Annotated in this window: 16 protein-coding genes; 8 read left to right on the top strand and 8 right to left on the bottom strand. The window is 67.8% G+C overall.

Annotated elements, in window-relative coordinates; all coding sequences use genetic code 11:
* Window positions 1–44 precede the first annotated feature (44 nt).
* Genes BM162_RS07540 through BM162_RS07525 form a run of 4 tightly spaced genes read right to left on the bottom strand, consistent with a single transcriptional unit; the run spans window position 45 to window position 4,298 of the window.
* Window positions 45–1,256, bottom strand: a complete 1,212-nt coding sequence (locus BM162_RS07540; RefSeq protein WP_093419931.1) for a beta-ketoacyl-[acyl-carrier-protein] synthase family protein — start codon at window positions 1,254–1,256, stop codon at window positions 45–47.
* Window positions 1,253–1,519 (bottom strand): acyl carrier protein, encoded by a 267-nt coding sequence (locus BM162_RS07535; protein WP_093419929.1) that lies wholly within the window; start codon window positions 1,517–1,519, stop codon window positions 1,253–1,255. Before BM162_RS07535 ends, BM162_RS07540 begins: the two co-directional genes overlap by 4 nt.
* A 37-nt stretch (window positions 1,520–1,556) precedes the next feature.
* Window positions 1,557–2,663: a UDP-3-O-(3-hydroxymyristoyl)glucosamine N-acyltransferase gene (lpxD, locus tag BM162_RS07530; protein ID WP_093419926.1), complete on the bottom strand. Its 1,107-nt coding sequence runs from the start codon at window positions 2,661–2,663 to the stop codon at window positions 1,557–1,559.
* 9 nt (window positions 2,664–2,672) lie between these two features.
* Window positions 2,673–4,298, bottom strand: coding sequence for a L,D-transpeptidase family protein (locus tag BM162_RS07525; protein WP_093419924.1), 1,626 nt, complete (start codon window positions 4,296–4,298; stop codon window positions 2,673–2,675).
* Between the two features lie 346 nt (window positions 4,299–4,644).
* Between BM162_RS07525 and mepK the strand changes: the two genes are divergently transcribed.
* A complete protein-coding gene (gene mepK, locus BM162_RS07520) occupies window positions 4,645–5,190 on the top strand; it encodes a peptidoglycan L,D-endopeptidase MepK (RefSeq protein WP_093420060.1) in 546 nt (181 codons plus the stop codon).
* Between the two features lie 85 nt (window positions 5,191–5,275).
* Here the strand turns inward: mepK and treY are convergent, their stop codons facing one another.
* The 3 genes from treY to BM162_RS07505 all read right to left on the bottom strand — a co-directional run bounded on the left by treY (window position 5,276) and on the right by BM162_RS07505 (window position 10,513).
* Window positions 5,276–7,555 carry a malto-oligosyltrehalose synthase gene (gene treY, locus BM162_RS07515; protein WP_093419921.1) on the bottom strand — a complete coding sequence of 760 codons (2,280 nt, stop codon included), beginning with the start codon at window positions 7,553–7,555 and terminating at the stop codon, window positions 5,276–5,278.
* Window positions 7,552–9,291, bottom strand: coding sequence for a malto-oligosyltrehalose trehalohydrolase (treZ, locus tag BM162_RS07510; RefSeq protein WP_093419919.1), 1,740 nt, complete (start codon window positions 9,289–9,291; stop codon window positions 7,552–7,554). Before treZ ends, treY begins: the two co-directional genes overlap by 4 nt.
* A 97-nt stretch (window positions 9,292–9,388) precedes the next feature.
* Window positions 9,389–10,513, bottom strand: a complete 1,125-nt coding sequence (locus BM162_RS07505) for an anhydro-N-acetylmuramic acid kinase (protein ID WP_093419916.1) — start codon at window positions 10,511–10,513, stop codon at window positions 9,389–9,391.
* 69 nt (window positions 10,514–10,582) lie between these two features.
* Here BM162_RS07505 and tyrS point away from each other — a divergent pair, with 69 nt between their 5' ends.
* From tyrS to lexA, 5 genes are all read left to right on the top strand, one after another.
* Window positions 10,583–11,836 carry a tyrosine--tRNA ligase gene (tyrS, locus tag BM162_RS07500; RefSeq protein WP_093419914.1) on the top strand — a complete coding sequence of 418 codons (1,254 nt, stop codon included), beginning with the start codon at window positions 10,583–10,585 and terminating at the stop codon, window positions 11,834–11,836.
* Window positions 11,837–12,254: 418 nt separating this feature from the next.
* Window positions 12,255–13,055 (top strand): indole-3-glycerol phosphate synthase TrpC, encoded by an 801-nt coding sequence (gene trpC / locus BM162_RS07495; RefSeq protein WP_093419911.1) that lies wholly within the window; start codon window positions 12,255–12,257, stop codon window positions 13,053–13,055.
* Window positions 13,055–13,534, top strand: coding sequence for a cyclic pyranopterin monophosphate synthase MoaC (moaC, locus tag BM162_RS07490; protein ID WP_093419909.1), 480 nt, complete (start codon window positions 13,055–13,057; stop codon window positions 13,532–13,534). Before trpC ends, moaC begins: the two co-directional genes overlap by 1 nt.
* On the top strand, window positions 13,531–14,709 hold the full coding sequence (locus BM162_RS07485; RefSeq protein WP_093419906.1) for a molybdopterin molybdotransferase MoeA: 1,179 nt from the start codon (window positions 13,531–13,533) through the stop codon (window positions 14,707–14,709). Before moaC ends, BM162_RS07485 begins: the two co-directional genes overlap by 4 nt.
* Before the next feature lie 79 nt (window positions 14,710–14,788).
* Complete coding sequence (gene lexA / locus BM162_RS07480; protein WP_093419904.1) at window positions 14,789–15,475, top strand: transcriptional repressor LexA; 687 nt, start codon at window positions 14,789–14,791, stop codon at window positions 15,473–15,475.
* Here lexA and BM162_RS07475 read toward each other — a convergent pair.
* Window positions 15,469–17,508, bottom strand: coding sequence for a ComEC/Rec2 family competence protein (locus tag BM162_RS07475; protein WP_093419901.1), 2,040 nt, complete (start codon window positions 17,506–17,508; stop codon window positions 15,469–15,471). The two genes, lexA and BM162_RS07475, sit on opposite strands and share 7 nt — an antisense overlap.
* Window positions 17,509–17,585: 77 nt before the next feature.
* Between BM162_RS07475 and gltX the strand changes: the two genes are divergently transcribed.
* Both gltX and gltA read left to right on the top strand, forming a co-directional pair.
* Window positions 17,586–18,989: a glutamate--tRNA ligase gene (gene gltX / locus BM162_RS07470; RefSeq protein WP_093419899.1), complete on the top strand. Its 1,404-nt coding sequence runs from the start codon at window positions 17,586–17,588 to the stop codon at window positions 18,987–18,989.
* An 87-nt stretch (window positions 18,990–19,076) separates the two neighbouring features.
* Window positions 19,077–20,372 (top strand): citrate synthase, encoded by a 1,296-nt coding sequence (gene gltA, locus BM162_RS07465; protein WP_093419896.1) that lies wholly within the window; start codon window positions 19,077–19,079, stop codon window positions 20,370–20,372.
* The last annotated feature ends 102 nt before the right edge of the window (window positions 20,373–20,474 follow it).

The following is a 20,474-nucleotide window of genomic DNA, read 5'->3' as shown; positions in this document are numbered from 1 at the left end:
TTCCTGACGCCGCCCCTCGGGCGGCGTTCTTCGTTGATGGGGGATCAGGAGGCGCGGCGCAGCGCCAGGACGGCGTTCAGCCCGCCGAAGGCGAAGGCGTTGGAGACGACCACATCGACCTTCGCCTCGCGCGCCTGGTTCGGGACCACGTCGAGCGCACATTCCGGGTCGGGCTCTTCGTAGCCGATGGTGGGCGCGATGACGCCGTCCCGCACCGCCATCACGCAGGCCAGAAGCTCGATGGCGCCGGTGCCGCCGATGACATGCCCGTGCATCGACTTGGTGGACGAGATCATCAGGTTGTCGGCGTGGTGGCCGAACACGTCCGCGACGGCGGCGCACTCGGTCTTGTCATTGGCCGCAGTGCCGGTGCCGTGGGCGTTGATGTAGCCGACGGCCTCGGGCGAGACGCGCGCATCTTCGAGCGCGGCGGCGATGGTGCGCGCGGCGCCCTGCTTCGACGGCATCACGATGTCGGCGGCGTCCGAGGTCATGGCGAAGCCCACGACTTCGGCCAGGATGTCGGCGCCGCGCTTTTTGGCGTGCTCGTATTCCTCGAACACGAAGACGCCCGCGCCCTCGCCCTGCACCATGCCGTTGCGGCCCAGGCTGAACGGGCGGCAGGCGTCCTTGGACATGACGCGCAGCCCCTCCCACGCCTTCACGCCGCCGAAGCAGAGCATGGATTCCGACCCGCCGGTGATCATCACCGGGCTCATGCCCGACCGGATCATGTGGAAGGCCTGGCCCATCGCATGGTTCGACGACGAGCACGCGGTCGCGACCGTGTAGGTCGGGCCCTTCAGGTTGTACTCCATCGACACGTGCGAGGCCGCGGCATTGTTCATCAGCTTGGGGACCACGAAGGGATGAACGCGGTTCTTCCCCTCTTCATAGACCGCGCGATAGTTCTCGTCCCAGGTCTGCACACCGCCACCGGCGGTGCCCAGCACCACGCCCGTCTTCGCCGCAAGCTCGCCCGCAAAGGACAGGCCCGACTGCTCGATCGCCTGCCGGGCCGACAGCAGCGTGAACTGCGTGAACCGGTCGTAAAGCGCGATCTGCTGGCGGTTAAAGTGCGTTTCGGCGTCGTAGTCGCGCACCTGCCCGCCGATGCGGACCTGGAGACGCTCGACATCGCGCGTCTCGAGTTCGCCGATGCCACAGCGCCCCTCGCGCATCGCCTCCAGCGTCGCGGTGACCGAGTGGCCGAGCGAGTTGATCGTGCCCGCGCCGGTAATGACGACGCGCTTCATGCCTTCTGGTCTGCGACCAGCCCCTCGACCGCGCGGACGATGGCGGCGACCGACGAGATGTCGAACTCGCTGTCGGTGGGGTCGTTGGCGTTGAAAGGCACCTGGATGTCGAACTCCTCTTCGATGGCGAAGATGGACTCGACCAGCCCGAGGCTGTCGATGCCCAGGTCTTCCAGCGTCTGGTCCATGGTCACGTCGGACGGTTCGACCACCGCCTGTTCCGCGATGATGCGAATGACCTTGTCCTTGATGCTGTCCGCCATACCCCGGTTCCGATACCCCAAATGTTCGTCGGGTCGTTTATCCATTCTCGCCCGACTTTGGAACCGCTTTCTTCCCGCCCCGAAGCTCGGAAAGCAGGCGCGGCAGGCGGCGGAGCGCCTTGTACATGTCGACGTGGGTCTCGAGCTTCACCGCCGGATACCCCATCAGCACGCGGCCCGCCGGCGCGTTCGAGAGGACCTTGGTCGCGGCCGTCACGATGACGTCATCGCCCACCTCGATGTTGTCCACGACGCCCGACTGCCCGCCGAAGACGCAGCGGTCGCCGACCTTGGTGGAGCCGGCGATGCCCGTCAGGCCGGCCATCAGGCAGTGCTCGCCCACCTCGACGTTGTGGGCGACCATGCAAAGGTCGTCGATCTTGGTGCCGGTGCCCACGCGCGTGGGCCGGATGGTGCCCGCGTCGATGCAGGCATTGGCCCCCACCTCGACGTCGTCGCCGATGACGACGCTGCCAAGAGAGTGGATACGCGTCCAGCTCTGGCGCAGAAGCTCGCCCTGGTCGCCCATCGTCTCGCGCGCCCGCTCGACGCCCGACTTCTCGGGCGTGACGAAGGACAGCCCGTCGCCGCCGATCGAGGCGTTGGGCTGCGCGATGAAACGGTCGCCGATCCTGACGTTGCGTCCGACGCGCACGCCCGCGTGCAGCAGCACGTCGTCGCCGATCGTCGCGCCTTCGCCGACGCTGACGTGCGAGGCGATGCGCGCCCCGCGTCCGATGGTCACGCCGGGGCCGATGACGACGAAGGGGGCGATGGCCGCACCGGGGCCGATCACGGCCGACGGGTCCACAACGGCCGTCGGGTGGATGCCGTCGGCAATGGCGGGGCCGGGGTCGAGCCGCTTGGTCAGGCCCGCCAGCGCATAGCGCGGCCGCGGCACGAACAGCGCCGCGTCGAGCCCCAGCGCCTGCCAGTCCGCGCCCTCCCACAGGATCGCCGCGCGGGCGCTGCCCTTGGGCAGCCCCTCGGCGTATTTCGGCGCCATGGCCAGCGCCAGGTCCTCGGGGCCCGCCATGGCGGGTTCCGCCGCGCCCGAAATCATCAGGTCGCCATCGCCGTAAAGCCGCGCGTGAAGCGCTTCTGCGATGTCGCTCAGTCGGTATCGTTCTGCGCCCTTGGTCATGTCGGGGGCTTAGCTTTCTCCGGCGGGCATGGCTACCCCGGCGGCACGCAGGGCGGCGAGAATTTTCGCGTCGCGCCCGTAGATGTCGTTGCGGTACTCCATCCCGCCGGTCGGCTTCGTGATCGCCGTGCGGTAGCCCAGGTGCACCGGCACCGGCGTCTCGAGCTCGACTCGGGTCTCGCGCCCGGTATCGAGGATGCGGTGGAAGTAACTTTGCGGATCGGCCTCCTGCCGGGAAAGCAGTTCATAGGCGAACTCGAACGGGTCGTTGAGACGGATGCAGCCGTGGCTGAAGTCGCGCTCCTGCCGGCTGAACAGGCTCTTGGCGGGCGTGTCGTGGAGGTAGATGTTGTAGCGGTTGGGGAACATGAATTTCACCAGCCCCAGCGCGTTGTCGTTCGACGGCGGCTGCCGCATCGAGAACGGGAAGGTCGAGGCGGTGTACTGCGCGAAGCCCTGCGCCCGGTTGACCACCCGGCCGCGACGGTCCGTGATCTCCATGTGGCTCAGCGCATAGGGGTTGCGCTGCAACTGCGGCAGATACTCGTTCACCACGATCGAGCGCGGGACGTACCAGGACGGGTTGATGACCATGTGATCCATCACGTCCGAGAACTCGGGCGTGCGGCGGTCGCTCTGGTTCTTGCCGATGACCGACCGGGTCTCGAACGTGATCTGGCCCTCGTCGATGAGCCGCGCCTTGAAGTCCGTCAGGTTCACCCAGACGTGGCGCTTGCCCCGGTCGCGCGGCAGCCAACGTTCGCGTTCGAGCGCCACGAGCACGCTGCCCAGACGGTCGACCGCCGTGCGGTTCAGCGCGGCCAGTGTCGAGTCGCCTACCACACCGTCGTCCGACAGCCCGTGGTCGCGCTGAAAGGTGCGCACGGCCTCTTCCATGGCGACGTCGAAGCCCGCGGTGGCGGTGCGGCGCAGGTAGCCCATCGCGATGAGCCGGTTGCGCAGCGCCACGACCCTGTCGCCGCTGTCGCCGCGCTCCAATCGGCCGCCGGGCACCGGCGCACCATAGCCGCCGCGCTCGACCACGCGCTCGAGCGCCATCTTCTCTTTCAGAAGGCGCCGGTACTCCGGCGATGTCGGCATCAGGTCGCGCAGGAACAGGCGCGGATCGCTCTCGGACACCTCGCGCAGCAGGTCGCGCGGGTTCCGGCGGTCGACGTCACGCACGAGTCCCGCGTCGACGTCGCGCGGGGTCAGCACGCCGCTACCGATGTCGCGGGCGAACCGGACGAAGAGGCGCGACAGTTCCACCTCCACACGCCCCCGGTCCCGCTCGGACTGCACGGCGCGCAGCTTGGCCAGCACGTCCTGCACGTCGTAGCGCGCCGCCGGAAGCCCGTGCGCCGGGGCGGTGGCAAACGCGTTGAGCAGCGCCTCGCGCCGCGCACGGCCGTCCTCGCCCGGGGCGGTCCAGATCGGGGCATAGGCGTTCTCGCGGTAGTGGTCGGCGATGGCGTCCTGCCGCGCCGCCGTCTCGGCCACCGCCTGCTTGAACGCGGTGACCTGCGCACTGGCCGGCGCGACCGGCGCGCAGACCAAGGCCGTCGCCAGTGCCGCGGCGAAGGCCGCCCCGCGCCGCCGGGTGCGCCGCGTTTCCGTGTCCGCACGATGGATCATGTTCTTCCTCTCTGCCTCGCGCCCTGCTGCACGCAACGCCATTGCCACAGACATTGTGCCCACAAACGTCTCCGTCCACTCACGGATTCAACAGCGCCGGCGCGTATTGGTTCTGCCCCGCAACCCGCGGCTCCGGCAGTACGGTTCCCGTCATTAAGCGAATATTTGCCGAAATGAGGCACTGCAGACACAACCCCTGCCCCCGGCGCTTGGTCCGTTGGCTGCGCTGTGCCATAGAACGAAGCATCACCTGGGGATGAGGTGGCAGAACAAGCCGCGATAACGCGGCGGGACAGGTAAAGAAAAAAGCGGGGCAATAGCTTTGACCAAGATCAGCGCGAACGGCATGACTCGCCGTGCTCTCCTTGGTGCGTTCGCGGCAACGGCAGTGACCGCAGCACCAACTTACTCACATGCATTCGGGTTCCTGCGTGGCGCAGGTGACGTCCGGCGCATCAAGATGTACTCGGGCCGGACGGGCGAGAGCATCAACATGATCTACTGGATCGAGGGCAATTACATCAAAGAGGCTCTCGACGAGATCACTTACTTCATGCGCGATTGGCGCAACAATCAGGTGAAGCCCATCGACGCGCGAACCGTCGACATCATGTCCGCGGCGCACAACATGATGGACGTGAACGAGCCCTACATGCTGATTTCGGGCTACCGTTCGCCCGAAACCAACGCGATGCTGCGCCGCCGGTCGAGCGGTGTTGCCAAGAATTCTCTGCACCTTCAGGGCCAGGCGGCAGACCTGCGGATGAAGTCGCGCTCGGTGGCGCAGATGGCGCGCGCGGCGCAGGCCTGCAACGCGGGCGGCGTGGGGCGCTATACCTCGTCGAACTTCGTGCACATGGATTGCGGCCGCGTGCGCAGCTGGGGCAGCTGAGCGCGGCTCCTGTCCGGCGGCCCGGCACGACGGGCCGATGAACAAAGGCTCCGGCGCCTGCATGGCCCGGAGCCTTTTGTTTTTCCTAGTCCCAGTGAAGGCGAACGGGCGACACCTCGGCATCCTGCTTCGACGGCCAGATATCGGCCTTCCCCGCCTGAAGGGGGCCGGTCGTGTCGAAGGTCAGGCACAGGCTTTTGCCGCCCGCCGCGCGCCGCAGGGTAAAGCGCCCCTCTCCGATCCGGTCGAATTCGGGCGCGGCTTGCGTAAAGAAGTCCCCGGCGTCGCGTCTCAGCCGTGCGAGCGCCCGTGTCAGCCTGGCCTTGCGCCCGTCGAAGCCGTCCTCCCCGGCCACGCGCGCCAGGTGCGCGAAGTCCACCGGGCGGCGATTGTCGGGATCGGTCAGGTAATGGTGGCCGATCTCGGCCCCCTGATAGATGTCCGGGATGCCGGGCATCACGAACTTCAGCGCGACCTGAACCTCGGACAGCACGCGCCCGCGCTCGATCAGTTCCTCGGCCGCTCGCGGCAGGTAGCGGCCCCAGTCGGCGGCCAACGACTGCGCCCAATCGAGCGCGGGGGCCTCGACCTCCTCCACCGGATCGGTCCAGTAGGTGATCCGCTTGGCCTCGCGCATTGCCTTCTCGGCGTGGTCGGCAAGCCGCTGGCCCAGGTCGTCCGCAGCGTCGTCCCAGATCGCCAGGAGCGACTGGCACAGGTACCAGCGGAAATTCGGACCCACATCCGCCGCGCCCGGCACACGAATCGAGGCGTCCTGGTACAGCTTCTCGAACGCCTCGGGCATGTGGCTGATGGCGACGAGCCGCATCCGCGCGTCCTCGGACCGCTTGGTGTCGTGGCTTGAGGTCAGCGTCAGCCCCTGCGGCTGCATGTTCTGCCGACGTTCCAGTATCCAGGCGAAGCCGCCGACGTCTAGCGTGGCATGATCCGGCTCGGCCCCGACCTCGTTGGCGGCGAGGAACCGGGTATAGCGGAACGACGCCGTGTCCTCGTGCGCCTTGGCGATCAGCGCGCCGGTGACCTGCTGGAACCGCGTGCGGAAGGCCGCGGCCTCCTCGGTGTCGGGCTCTCGGACCAGCCCCGCGACGAAGGTGATCGCGGCGTCCGAGCGCGGGCGGCGCGCAGCCTCGGCCACCACCGCGTCCCAAAGTTCGAGGTCCTCGGGGCGCGGCTCGCCGCTGTCGAAGTAGGTTCGGTAGCGCGGGAACGCGATCAGAAGCGCCTCGATCGCCTCGCGCAGGAATTCAGGGCCGACCTCGATCCCGCGCGCGGCCTTCGCCGCCTTTTGCGCGAGGTGGATGAGCTGGTGCAATTCGGCGGCCAGCTCGTTGCGCAACACCTCGGCCTTCGACTGCGCCAGCGTGCGGGCGAAGTCGCTGCGGGATCCCGTCGCCTCGCGCCACTCGGCGTCGAGCCGCGCCAGCCCGTCCTCGTCGGTCAGGACCCGCGCGATTGACCGCGCGGCCTCGTATCCGGTCGTTCCCTGCACCGGCCAATCCGGCAGCGCCTCATCGCCGGTCAGGATTTTCTCGATCCAGATCGGCATGTCGCCCAACCGGTCGCGCAGGCGGCGCAGATATCGGCCCGGATCCGCCAGGCCATCTACGTGGTCAAGCCGCAGCCCTTGGATCAAGCCGGCATCGGCCAATTCGAAGATGGTACGGTGCATGTCCTCGAACACGCCCTCGTCCTCGATCCGCATGCCGATCAGGCCGGTGATGTTGAAGAACCGGCGATGGGTGACGCTGTCGCGCTCGAGTCGCCAGTCGCACAGCTTCCACGCCTGCGCTTCGTGCAATTGCCGCAGGCGGTCCGTGTCCGGCGTTTCCTTCGGGACCGAGGTCGGGCGCAAAGGGATCTCGAGCGGGCCGTCGCAGAGCACCGGGCCATCCTCGGCCTCGCGGATCTCGAAGGCGCCCTCGGCCAGCCGCGCCTCGAACGGGGCCTGGAGCATGGGCAGGAGCAAGCGGCCCTCGGACCAGTCGATGTCGAAATGCGCGGCGTAGCGGCTGTCGCGGCCATGACGCAGCACGTCGCGCAGCCACGGATTCTCGGGCGAAAAGGCGGTGTGGTTCGGCACGATGTCGAGGATGACACCCAGCCCGTGGTCCTGCGCGGCCTTGGCCAGGCTCTCGAAGCCTGCGCGCCCGCCCAGCGACGGCTCGATCTCGTTCGGATCGATCACGTCATAGCCGTGGGTCGAGCCGGTGGAGGCGCGGAAGATGGGCGAGAGGTAGAGGTCGCTGATTCCGAGGTCCACGAGGTACGGCAGCAGCCCCTCCACCGTCTCGAAGGTCACACCCTCGCGCAGTTGCAGGCGGTAGGTCGTCGTCGGAAGTCTCATGTGATGCTCACCGCGATGGCATGGTCGTCACGGGCGACGTTGCCCCAGGCGTAGTCGGCGTGCGGCACGTCGGCCGCGCCCTCGGGCCGGGTGCCGAAGTTGGCGCGTATGGTCAGGGTGCCGTCAGCGAACGGCCAACGCGCCGTGAGGCTGCGGTCGGAGGTTCGTTCGCACGTCGCATCTCCGGCCCGGCCTGATTTCATGAGCGGCACGATGCGGGCCTGCCGGAACTCCAGCAGCCCCTTGGTCATCGCCAGCCACTCCCCCGCCTCGGGCCCGTCCTTCGGCCGCGAGCGTTCGAAGGTGGCCGGATCGTTCGGGTCGGGCACGCGGCCCTGGAAGTCGGCGAAGTCGGCGAATTCCGATTCGCGGCCTTTCCGCGTCCCCTCGGCCAGCTCGCCGTGAAAATCGACGAAGAACTGGAACGGGTTCGTCGCGCCCCGCTCTTCCCCCATGAAAAGCATCGGGATGAACGGCGAAGTCAGCAGCAGCGCGTGCGTCACCCGCAGCGCCTTCGGCTCTTTGGCAAGCATGATCAGCCGGTCGCCCTGCGCCCGGTTGCCGACCTGGTCGTGGTTCTGGTTGCAGTTGACGAAGACCGTCCACGGCAGGTGGCCCGATGGCTCCCCCCGCGCGCTGACCATCGGGTCGCGCGTCTGGCCCTGCTCGACATACCCCTCGGCCAGCGTCTTGCAGAGATCCGCCATCGGGTCGACGGCGAAGTTCTGGTAGTAACTTTCGCTCTCACCCGTCAGAAGGCAGTGGACGGCGTGGTGGTAGTCGTCGTTCCACTCGCCGGTATAAAGGTCCGCATCGGGATCATGCAGGCGGGTGATGTTGCGGTTGTCCTCGGTCGTCAGGTGGATGGGTCGGTCGAAGTCGTAGCGGCGCACCTCCTGCGCTATCTCGACCAGGAGTTCTGGGTCGGAGGGGTCGCGGATCTGGTCCACGGCGTCGAGCCTGAGGCCGTCCAGCCGGTATTCGTGCAGCCAGTAGAGCGCGTTTTCGATGAAGAATCGCCGGACCTGTGGCCGGATGTAGTCGATCCCCGCGCCCCAGGGGGTGTGCCGGTCCTCGTCGAAGAAGTCCGGCGCGATGGCATGCAGGTAGGCGCCATCGGGTCCAAAGTGGTTGTAGACGACGTCGAGCAGCACCATCAGCCCGCAACTCTGCGCCGCCTCCACAAGCTGCTTCATCTCTTCCGGCATGCCGTAGGCCGGGTGCGGCGCATAAGGCAGCACGCCGTCGTACCCCCAGCCCCGGTCGCCGGAGAACTGGGCAACGGGCATCAGTTCGATCGCGGTGATACCGAGGTCGGCCAATTCATGCATCCGCTTGGCGGCTGCTGCGAAGGTGCCCTCGGGCGTGAAGGTGCCGACGTGCATCTCGTAGATCACGGCTTCTTCCCAAGCCCGGCCGGACCAGTCCCGCACCCAGCGATGCGCACGCGGGTCCACGAGGCGCGAGGGCGCATGTACATCGCCCGCCTGCGCTCGTGCGGCCGGGTCGGGATAGCGTTGCTCGTCAACCAGGTAGATGTACGTCTCGCCGGCTTCCGCCGGTACAGTCGCGCGGTGATACCCGTCATGGTCGCGGGTCATGCCGTGACGGCGGCCCTCGACCTCGACAGCCACCTCCTGCGCCTGCGGGGCCCACAGGGCAAAGCGCCAGGCGCCCTCGCCCGCCGGTTCGGCGCCCCAGGTCCGCTCGAAGTGCAGGATTCCTTTTTCGGTCATGTCCGCGCCCCCGTCCCGTATGTCCCTTGGCGAAACCGCGGGCCGCGCCAGCGGTTCCCGGCAGCCGCCAGCGTAACACGGAATGGGCGCGTGAGCGTCAGGCGACCTGCTCAGGCGCGCTGACGATGCCGCCGCCCACCGGCGCCGCCACGCCCGTCGTTCCAGGGGCCGAGGTCGCCCAGCCGCGCGCCACCCGCACGGCGAGGAAGGCGAAGGCCTGCGCCTCGAGCATGTCGCCGTCGAGCCCCACGGCCTCGACCGGCTCCACCGGACAGTCGAGCGTACCGCCCAGCATCGCCATCATCACCGGGTTGCGCCGTCCGCCGCCGGTCACCAGCACACGTGCGGGCGGCGCGGGACAATGCGCCACCGCCTCGCCTACCGCGGCCGCACCGCAGGCGGTGAGGGTCGCGGCCGCGTCGGCATCGGAGAGTTCCGCGACAGCCTCGGCCAGCCAGCCGAAATCGTCCCGGTCCAGCGACTTGGGCGGCATGCGGGTGAAATACGGCGCCGCGAGCAGGCGGCGGAGTACCTCCTCGTCCACCTCGCCCTCGGCCGCAAGCGCGCCGCCTTCATCGAAAGCCACGCCGCGCCGCGCCTGCATCAGGTCGTTGAGCGGCGCGTTCGCGGGACCGGTATCGAAGGCCAGACACGCGCCTGCCGCGTCGGGCGCAGAAAGTGCCGGGTCCACCCATGTCAGGTTCCCGACGCCGCCGAGGTTGAGGAAGACCACCGGCTCTCTCGCGCCCGTCCACTTGGCGCAGGCGAAGTGGAAGAACGGGGCGAGCGGTGCGCCCTCGCCCCCCATCCGCACGTCGGTCGATCGAAAATCCCAAACCACCGGCACGCCGAGCGCACCCGCCAGCACTCGCCCGTCGCCCGCCTGGTGCGTGCCGCGCCCGCGTGGGTCGTGCGCCAGCGTCTGGCCGTGAAACCCCACCACCGCCGCACCGGAAAAGCCGGCCAGAAGCTCGGCATGCGCCGTCTCGACCACCTCGGCCGCCGCCTCGACCCCGGCCCCCGGCCAGCGCCCGAGCGCCGCGCGCAGGACGGCCCGTTCGTCGTCGGAATAGGGCCGGTAGTCGCTTGCGCCGAAGTCGACGATCCGGGCGCCGTCGGTCAGCAGCATCGCCGCGTCCACGCCGTCGAGCGAGGTGCCCGACATCGCCCCCAGGCTCCAGACCGGCCCCGCCTCAACCGCGGCCTTCAAAGCGCCTGCCATCAGATGCTTTCCCTTCCTGACCACCCCACGTATAGAAGGGGCGCGACGCCGAAGATGGACCGAAACCCCATGACCTACCACCCGAAATCCGACTTCATGCGCGTGATGATCGAGCGCGGCTTCCTGGCCGATTGCACCGATTATCAGGGGCTCGACGAGGCGCTGATCGCGGGGGTAGTCCCGGCCTATATCGGCTACGACGCGACGGCCAAGTCGTTGCATGTCGGGCATCTTCTCAACATCATGATGCTGCGCTGGCTGCAGAAGACGGGCCACAAGCCGATCACGCTGATGGGCGGCGGCACGACGAAGGTGGGCGACCCCTCGTTCCGCTCGGACGAGCGCCCGCTGCTCACCCCCGACGCCATCGCCGACAACATCGCCGGGATGAAGGGTGTCTTTGCCAAGTACCTGACATATGGCGAGGGGGCGACCGAGGCCCTGATGCTCGATAATGCCGAGTGGCTGGACGACCTGAACTACCTCGCGTTCCTGCGGGATATCGGGCGGCACTTCTCGGTCAACCGGATGCTGTCGTTCGAAAGCGTGAAGTCCCGGCTCGACCGCGAGCAGTCGCTGTCGTTCCTCGAGTTCAATTACATGATCCTGCAGGCCTATGACTTCCTCGAGCTCAACCGCCGTTATGGCTGCCTGCTGCAGATGGGCGGTTCTGACCAGTGGGGCAACATCGTCAACGGCATCGACCTGACGCGCCGGGTGCTGGACCACGAGATCTATGGTCTGACGTCGCCGCTTCTGACCACCTCGGACGGGCGCAAGATGGGCAAGAGCGCGGGCGGCGCGATCTGGCTGAACGCCGACATGCTGAGCCCGTACGAATTCTGGCAGTTCTGGCGCAATACGACCGACGCCGACACCGGCCGGTTCCTCAAGCTCTACACCGAGCTTCCGGTCGAGGAGTGCGAGCGTCTGGGCGCGCTGTCGGGCTCAGAAATTAATGAAGCCAAGGTGGTCCTGGCCAACGAGGTCACGCGCCTGTGCCACGGCGACGACGCTGCCGCCACCGCCGAGGCAACAGCGCGCGAGGTTTTCGAGAAGGGCGGCGCGGGTGGCGACCTGCCGACCCTGGCGCTTACGGCGGACGAGGTCGGCGAAGGGATCTCGATCGTGCAACTCATCGTGCGCTCGGGCCTCGCGAAGTCGGGTAAAGAAGCGAAGCGTCTGATCGCGGATCAGGGCGCGCGGTTGGACGATGCGCCGCTGAGCGACGCCGGCTTGATGCTGGACGCCGCAGCGCTCGCCAACCCCGTGAAGCTGAGCGCAGGCAAGAAGCGCCACGCGCTAGTGACGCTGGCAGGATGAGCGGCAGGTGCATGGCGGATGCGGGGCGGTCGGTCAGGCTGACCGACCGCCGCGGGCCGTCGTGCATGCGCCGCGGCGTCGGGCTCCGGCCCCGATGCCTGATGCGGTCCGTCAGCAGATGGACCACGGCCGCGCATAACCGGCGCTCATGCGCTCGCTGGGATGACGGTCGCGCGCTGCCATGTACGCTGGCCCGCGCCTCTCTTCGGAACCCTCTACTTGCCACCGCCACCGGGTTCTCCTTTCGCAGTTACGACAGGCCGAGATTGGCGTTCGCTTGCACAGTAGCTGCCTGTTTTCTTCGGCGTTCGACATCCTGGTTCACCGCCACCTTGCCTGACGCCAAACTCCAAGGCACCTTCACTCCGACCCTGGCGCGCCCCGCCGCCTTTCGCACATCCACTCTTCGGAGCCGCCCATGACCACCGTTCTCGACCGCATCAAGGCCTATAAGCTCGAGGAGGTCGCCGCCCGGAAGGCCGAGCACCCGCTTCGGGATGTGGAGGCCGCGGCCAAGGCCGCGCCGGCCCCGCGCCCCTTCGCGAAGAACCTCGCCGAGGCCGCCCGCACCGGCTATGGCCTCATCGCCGAGGTCAAGAAGGCGAGCCCCTCGAAGGGCCTGATCCGCGCGGATTTCGATCCGCCCACGCTGGCGAAAGCCTACGAGGCCGGCGGCGCCACCTGCCTCTCGGTCCTCACCGACACGCCTTCGTTCCAGGGTGCCGACGCCTTTCTGACGCAGGCACGCTCGGCCACCACCCTGCCCGCGCTTCGTAAAGATTTCCTCTACGACACCTACCAGGTGGCCGAGGCCCGCGCGCTGCACGCGGATTGCATCCTGATCATCATGGCCAGCGTCGATGATGCGCAGGCCAAAGACCTCGAGGATGCCGCTCGCCACTGGGGGATGGACGTCCTCATCGAAGTTCACGACGAGGCTGAACTCGACCGTGCGCTCGAGCTGCAGTCGCCGCTGATCGGAATCAACAATCGCGATCTGCACACTTTCGAGACCAACCTCAACACAACCCGCCGCCTGGCCGCCCGCATCCCCGCCGGCCGCACGATCGTCGCGGAGTCCGGGCTTTCGACCCCTGCCGACCTCGCCGAACTCGCCACCCACGGCGCGCGCTGCTTCCTGATCGGCGAAAGTCTGATGCGGCAGGACAACGTGACCGAGGCCACGCGTGCCATCCTGAACGACCCGGTGCCTGCCTGATGCCCGAATTCACCCATTTCGACGCCGAGGGCCACGCTCACATGGTCGACGTTTCCGAGAAGGAGACGACGCCCCGTATTGCCGTGGCCGAAGGCCACGTGAAGATGCAGCGCGAAACGCTTGAGATGATTACCGAAGGCCGCGCCAAGAAGGGTGATGTTCTGGGCGTGGCGCGGCTGGCCGGCATCATGGGCGCGAAGCGAACCGCCGATCTGATCCCGCTATGCCATCCCCTTCCCGTCACAAAGGTTTCGGTGGACCTCACGCCGGATCCGGACCTGCCGGGCATCCGCGTCGAGGCGACGGTCAAAACCACCGGTCAGACTGGCGTGGAGATGGAGGCGCTGACGGCCGTGACGACGGCCTGCCTGACGCTTTACGACATGGTCAAGGCCGCCGAGAAGTCGATGGAGATCGGCGCCGTTCGCCTGAAGCTAAAAGACGGCGGTAAATCAGGCCGTTACGAGGCGAAGAGATGATTTCGGTCGAAGAAGCACTCGGTCACGTCCTCGACCTCGTCACGCCGCTCGAATCCGAAAGCGTGACACTGACAGAGGCCGCTGGCCGTGTGCTCGCCTCGCCCGTCGCGGCCGGGCGCGACCAGCCGCCCTTTCCGGCCTCGGCGATGGACGGCTACGCCGTCCGCAGCGCTGACGTTGCTCCGGGCCAACGGCTTCGTGTGATCGGGCAGTCCGCCGCCGGTCACGGTTTCCGCGGCTCTATCGGCCCGGGAGACGCCGTCCGCACCTTCACCGGCGCTCCGGTCCCCCAGGGCGCCGACCGCGTGGTGATCCAGGAGGACGTCACGCGTATGGGCGAGATCATCACGCTCAACCAGAACATCGACGCCGGCCCGTATGTCCGACCTGCTGGAACGGATTTTCGTGCCGGCGCCACCTTCGCTCCCGCGCGACCGCTGACACCGTCGGACGTCGCGCTTCTCGCGTCGATGAACCTTCCGGACGTCCCGGTCACGCGAAAGCCCGAGATCGCCCTGGTCGCGACCGGCGACGAGCTGGTGATGCCGGGCGAGGCGCCGGGGGCCGACCAGATCATCGCGTCCAACACGTTCGGCCTTAAAGCGCTGATCGAGCGCGCGGGCGGCCGGGCGCGGCTTATGCCCATCGCGCGCGACACCGTCTCCTCTTTGAAGGCGATCTTCGACCTTTCGGCTGGAGCGGACATGGTCGTGACTGTGGGCGGCGCGTCGGTCGGTGACCACGACCTGGTGGCGGAGGTCGCTGCCGAGCGTGGATTGGAGCGTGCATTTTACAAAGTGGCGATGCGGCCGGGCAAGCCGCTGATGGCCGGTCGCATCGACGGAACTCCGATGATCGGACTTCCGGGAAATCCTGTATCTGCAATGGTTTGCGGCCACGTCTTCATCCTTCCCGCCCTGCGCCGGATGTTGGGGCTCCCCGCGCAGCGGGCACCACGTCGGCGGGCGCAACTTGCCGCCCCGGTCGGCGCGAATGGCGCGCGGGAGCACTACATGCGTGCGCGCCTGACACCGGACGGGCTCGAGGTCTTCGACCGGCAAGACAGCTCGCTCCTGTCGGTGCTGGCGGATGCGGATGCGCTGGTCGTCCGCCCGCCGGACAACCCGGCGCAGGAGAAAGGTGCGTGGGTCGAGTACGTTCCGCTGCAAGCTTGACACGAAGCGGGAACACACTTAGAACATGGAGTGAACGCGCCAACATGACGGGCGGCGCACCGGTACAGAGGCGACCTTCATGCTCACGCGCAAGCAATTGGATTTGCTCAACTTCATTCACAAGCGCCTGCAGGCCGACGGGGTGCCGCCGTCGTTCGACGAGATGAAGGAAGCGCTGGACCTCCGTTCCAAGTCCGGGATCCACCGCCTGATCACGGCACTGGAGGAGCGCGGCTTCATCCGCCGGCTCGCTCACCGCGCCCGTGCGATCGAGATCGTGCGCCTGCCCGAGAGCCTGGAAAAAGGGTTCGCCCCGAAGGTGGTCGAGGGCGACAGGCCGGACGCGCCGCCGCCGGCCGCTGCGCAGCCGGTAAGGGCATCGGCTCTCGACCTGCCCGTGATGGGTCGCATCGCTGCGGGCGTTCCGATCGAGGCGATCAGCGAGGTGTCGCATCACGTGGCAGTGCCGCAGCAGATGCTGGCGGCACAGGCGACGCATTATGCGCTGGAGGTGCGGGGCGACTCGATGATCGACGCCGGGATCCACGATGGCGACGTGGTGGTGATCCGCGAGACGAAGAAGGCCGACAACGGCGACATCGTCGTGGCGCTGGTCGAGGGGCAGGAAGCGACGCTCAAACGCTTTCGCCGCCGGGGCGGAATGGTCGCATTGGAAGCCGCGAACGAAGCATATGAGACGCGCGTGCTTCGCGACGACCAAGTGCAAGTGCAGGGTCGGCTGGTCGGGCTGATCCGCACCTACTGATCCGGGTTGCCCGTCCAGAGGCGGGTCCCGGCGCGGTCGAACGCGCCGGTCATCTGAAGCAATCCATCGGCGGCGTGAATGGCAAGTGATCCCCGTTCCGTCAGCACGGTGCGATCGACGATGCGGCAGTCGCCACTAGCCTTGCTTTCCGCCGGCAGGATGACCAGCACGGCTTCGTTGCAGTGGCGCTCGGCCCGGCCAGCCGCGCCGCGCCCGCCAAGCAGCACTGCCGGGTTTCCACTGATGTCGAAAGCGAGCGCGGACCGGTCGCCCGAAAACCCAGGGCGTGCGGCTGCGGTCTTCTGGTCCGCCGGATCGCCGTCGTTCTCGAGCCAGATCGACGCAACGAAGCTTCCGCCCTTTGCCTTCGACAGCGCGCGTCCCTCTGGCGTCATGAGGCCCGCCAAACGGCCGTCGGATGCGATCAGAAGGTCCGGCCGTTCCGTCTGAGCCCAAAGGAGCAGAGCGGCGAGCGCCGGAAGCGCGCCCGCGATCCGCATGCGGCCCTGCCAGAGCGCCAACCACAGAAGGCCCAGCGACAAGAGCGGCAGGACGTGGGGCCCGGGAGCGGAGACGTGGATGAGGGCGGAAGGCCGTTCCGCAACCAACTGGGCTACGGCAAGAATCCAGGCGACCGGCGGCTCCATCAGCGACAGGCCGATCCAGGAGTGGCCGAAGGGCCAAAGGCAGGCGGCCAGCACGGCCGCCGGAATCACCACGGCCCCCATCAGCGGCACCGTCAGGAGGTTGGCGAGCAGGCCGTATTGCGCGATCTGGTTGAAATGCGCGGCGGCGAAGGGCGCGGTGGCCGCCCCTGCCACGGCCGACGAGAGCGCCACGGCCAGCGGCGGGCGCAGCCATCGCGGCAGGCGCTGCCACGGGCCGTCGCGCAGTGCGCCGAACACGGCCACCAGCGCCGTCGTGGCTGCGAAGGACATCTGGAAGCCGGGACCGGTCAGGCTTTCGGGGCGCAGCGCGAGTACGATCAGCGCCGCGACCGCCACCGCGCGCAGGGTCAGGGCGCGCCGGCCGAGCATCACGGCGCATAGCACCACCGCCATCATGACGAAGGCGCGCTGCGTCGCGACGTTGCCGCCCGAAAGCGCGAGATAAACCGCGCCGGCGGCGAGCGCGCCGGCGGCCGCCCACGATTTGGTGGGCGCGTGCAGCGCCAGGTACGGCACGGCGGCGAGGCCGAGGCGCAAGGCCGAGAACACGAAGCCCGTCAGCAGGCCCATGTGCAGGCCCGAGATCGCCAGCAGATGCGCAAGGTTAGCGTCGCGCAACGCCTCAAGCGTGGCGTGGCCCATATCGGAGCGGTCGCCGGTGGTGATGGCGGCGGCGAAGGCCCCGGCTTCCCCGTCCATCTTGGCACGGACGGCGGATGAAATGCGCATCCGAAGGCGCTCCACCGGCAACGCCCGTCCCGGTGGTCCGAGCGCGAGGACGGGCGAACGCGTGTAGCCGACGGCGCCCAGGCGCAGGAACCACGCCAGGCGCTGGAAGTCGAAGCCGCCAGGCTCGACCGGACCCGCGGGCGGCGACAGGTGACCGGTCAGGATCACCGTCAGCCCCGGACGCGGCACGATGAATCGCTGCTCACCATGGAGGGAGACACGGACCCGCGCCGGCGTGCGCGCGGGCACCGTGTCGGACAGCACCACCCGGTCAAGCGTCAGCCGCACGGCGTCGCTGGCCGAACGGTCGATGCGCACGATGCGCCCCTCGACCGGGCCGTAATAGCGAAAGGCCAGCTTTGGCGCCGCGACCAGGTGTGCCCGCGCCCCGGCCAGGCACAGCCCCGCGACCGCCAGCAGCACCGCCAGCGCCAGCGGGTGTCGTGCCGCCCGCCGTTGCAGGAGCGCCGCACCGAGCACGAGCAAGCCTCCGAGCGCCGCCCAGACAGCCATCGGCGGTTCCTTCGGCAATGCGAAGTAGGCGCCGATCCCGAGGCCGACGCAGACAGGCACCCACGGAAACAGGTGCCCCCGCTGCGCGTCGATGAAGGCGGCCAGGGCCGCCGCTGGCCGCACTCTTGTCCTCCTTCCGGCGATTGGCTAGACCACGGCAACCTACTTCCCGGAAGATTGAGAGAAGGTTACCGCGCCCCATGTCCCAGCCCGAGGTCGTCACGCGTTTTGCCCCCTCGCCCACGGGTTTCCTGCATATCGGCGGGGGCCGCACGGCGCTGTTCAACTGGCTGTACGCGCGCGGTCGTGGCGGCAGGTTCCTGCTGCGGATCGAGGACACCGATCGCGCTCGCTCGACCCCTGAGGCGACCGAGGCGATCCTGAAGGGCCTGACGTGGCTGGGCCTCGACTGGGACGGGGAGCCGGTGAGCCAGGCCTCGCGCCACGCGCGGCACGCCGAGGTGGCGCGCGAGATGCTCGACAAGGGCGCGGCCTACAAGTGCTTCTCGACGCAGGACGAGATCGAGGCGTTCCGCGAGGCCGCGCGGGCCGAGGGCCGCTCGACCCTGTTCCAGAGCCCCTGGCGCGACGCGGATCCCTCGACCTATCCCGATGCGCCCTACGTGATCCGCGTGAAGGCCCCGCGGGAGGGCGAGACGGTGATCGAGGATACCGTGCAGGGCCGCGTGACCATCCGCAACGACCAACTCGACGACATGATCGTGCTGCGCTCGGACGGGACGCCCGTCTACATGCTGGCGGTGGTCGTGGATGATCACGACATGGGCGTGACCCACGTGATCCGCGGCGACGATCACCTGAACAACGCGGCGCGCCAGAAGCTGGTCTATGACGCGATGGGCTGGGCTGAACCCGTCTGGGCGCATATTCCGCTGATCCACGGCGAGGACGGAAAGAAGCTGTCGAAAAGACACGGCGCGCTGGGGGTCGAGGAATACCAGGCGATGGGGTATCCCGCCGCCGCCATGCGCAACTATCTGGCTCGCCTCGGCTGGAGCCACGGCGACGACGAGGTGTTCAGCGACGCGCAGATGCTCGACTGGTTCGACATCACCGGCATCAAGAAGGCGCCCGCCCGGCTGGACTTCAAGAAGCTCGACCACATCTCGGGCCAGCACATCGCCGCGATGGAGGACGACGCCCTCGTGTCCGAGATCGACGGCTACCTTGCCGCGACTGGACAGTCGGCGCTGACTTCGCCGCAGCGCAGCGGGCTTCTGGCCTCCATGTATTGCCTCAAGGACCGGGCAAAGACGCTGCCGGATCTGCTTGAAAAGGCGCATTTCGTGCTTGCAGAGCGGCCTGTCGAGCCCGACGAGAAGGCGGCGAAGCAGCTCAATTCAGTATCCCGTGGTATACTGTCGGAATTGACGCCGCACCTGCAAAATGCTAGCTGGACGCGTGACGAACTGGAGGCCGCCGCGGCCCGCGTGGCCGAAGCCAACGGCGTCGGTCTGGGCAAGGTCGCGCAACCGGCACGCGCGGCCCTGGCGGGGCGTGCCGTGTCTCCCAGCGTCTTCGACATGATGCTCGTCCTAGGCCGGGACGAAACCATAGCCCGGCTGAACGACGCTGCGGCTTGAACGCTGGGGCGCCCCTCTTGCGCCCTGCCGGAACGGATGGCCCCTCTCCGCACGGCGGGCGGGGCGACCTACAGGAAGGGGAATGCCATGGCTGATAGCCAGAAATCCGCAACGCTGACCTTCGGCGACACGACCGTCGAACTGCCGATCCTGTCGCCCACCGCGGGGCCGGACGTGCTCGACATCCGCAAGCTCTATGCCCAGGGCGGCGTGTTCACCTACGACCCGGGCTTCACCTCGACCGCGTCGTGCGACTCCACGATCACCTTCATCGACGGCAACAAGGGCGAGCTGCTGCACCGCGGCTACCCGATCGACCAGCTGGCCGAGAAGTCGCACTTCCTCGAGGTCTGCTACCTGCTGCTTTACGGCGAACTGCCGACGGCCGATCAGCTCGAGGATTTCGAAAGCCGTGTGACCAACCACACGATGCTGCACGAGCAGATGCAGAACTTCTTCCGCGGCTTCCGTCGCGACGCCCACCCGATGGCGATCATGGTCGGTGTCGTGGGCGCGATGTCCGCGTTCTACCACGACTCGACCGACATCTCGGACCCCTGGCAGCGCGAAGTCGCTTCGATCCGCCTGATCGCCAAGATGCCGACGATCGCGGCGATGGCCTACAAGTACTCGATCGGCCAGCCGTTCGTGTACCCGCGCAACGACCTCGACTATGCGTCGAACTTCCTGCGCATGTGCTTCAGCGTTCCGGCCGAGGAATACCAGGTGAACCCGATCCTCGCCCGCGCGATGGACCGGATTTTCACCCTGCACGCCGATCACGAGCAGAACGCCTCGACCTCCACTGTGCGTCTGGCCTCGTCCTCGGGCGCGAACCCCTTCGCCTGCATCGCGGCCGGCATTGCCTGCCTCTGGGGCCCCGCCCATGGCGGCGCCAACCAGGCCTGCCTCGAAATGCTGCGCGAGATCGGGACGCCCGACCGCATCCCCGAATTCATTGCGCGCGCGAAGGACAAAAACGACCCGTTCCGCCTGATGGGCTTCGGCCACCGCGTCTACAAGAACTTCGACCCGCGCGCGCGGGTGATGAAGCAGTCGGCCGACGAGGTGCTCGAGCTTCTGGGGATCGAGGATAACCCGACGCTCCAGGTCGCCAAAGAGCTCGAGCGTGTGGCTCTGGAAGATCCCTACTTCGCCGAGAAGAAGCTTTATCCCAACGTGGATTTCTACTCGGGCATCATCCTCGATGCGATGGGCTTCCCGACCTCGATGTTCACGCCGATCTTCGCACTTGCACGGACCGTCGGCTGGATCTCTCAGTGGAAAGAGCAGATCAGCGATCCGCAGCTCAAGATCGGCCGCCCGCGCCAGCTTTACTGCGGCGCGACCATGCGCGATTACGTCGACGTCGAAAACCGCTGAGGCGACGCGACGCGTAATGTTAAAGGGCTGCCTTTCGGGGCGGCCTTTTTTCATGCCGGCTGCGTAGGGATTCTGCCCGGCAGCGTTCGGCGCTATTCGGGC

The organism is Tranquillimonas alkanivorans, assembly GCF_900115595.1.
GTDB classification, from domain to species: Bacteria; Pseudomonadota; Alphaproteobacteria; order Rhodobacterales; family Rhodobacteraceae; genus Tranquillimonas; species Tranquillimonas alkanivorans.
The sequence above is the reverse complement of the archived record's forward strand: the minus strand, read 5'-3'. Positions and strand labels throughout refer to the sequence as shown.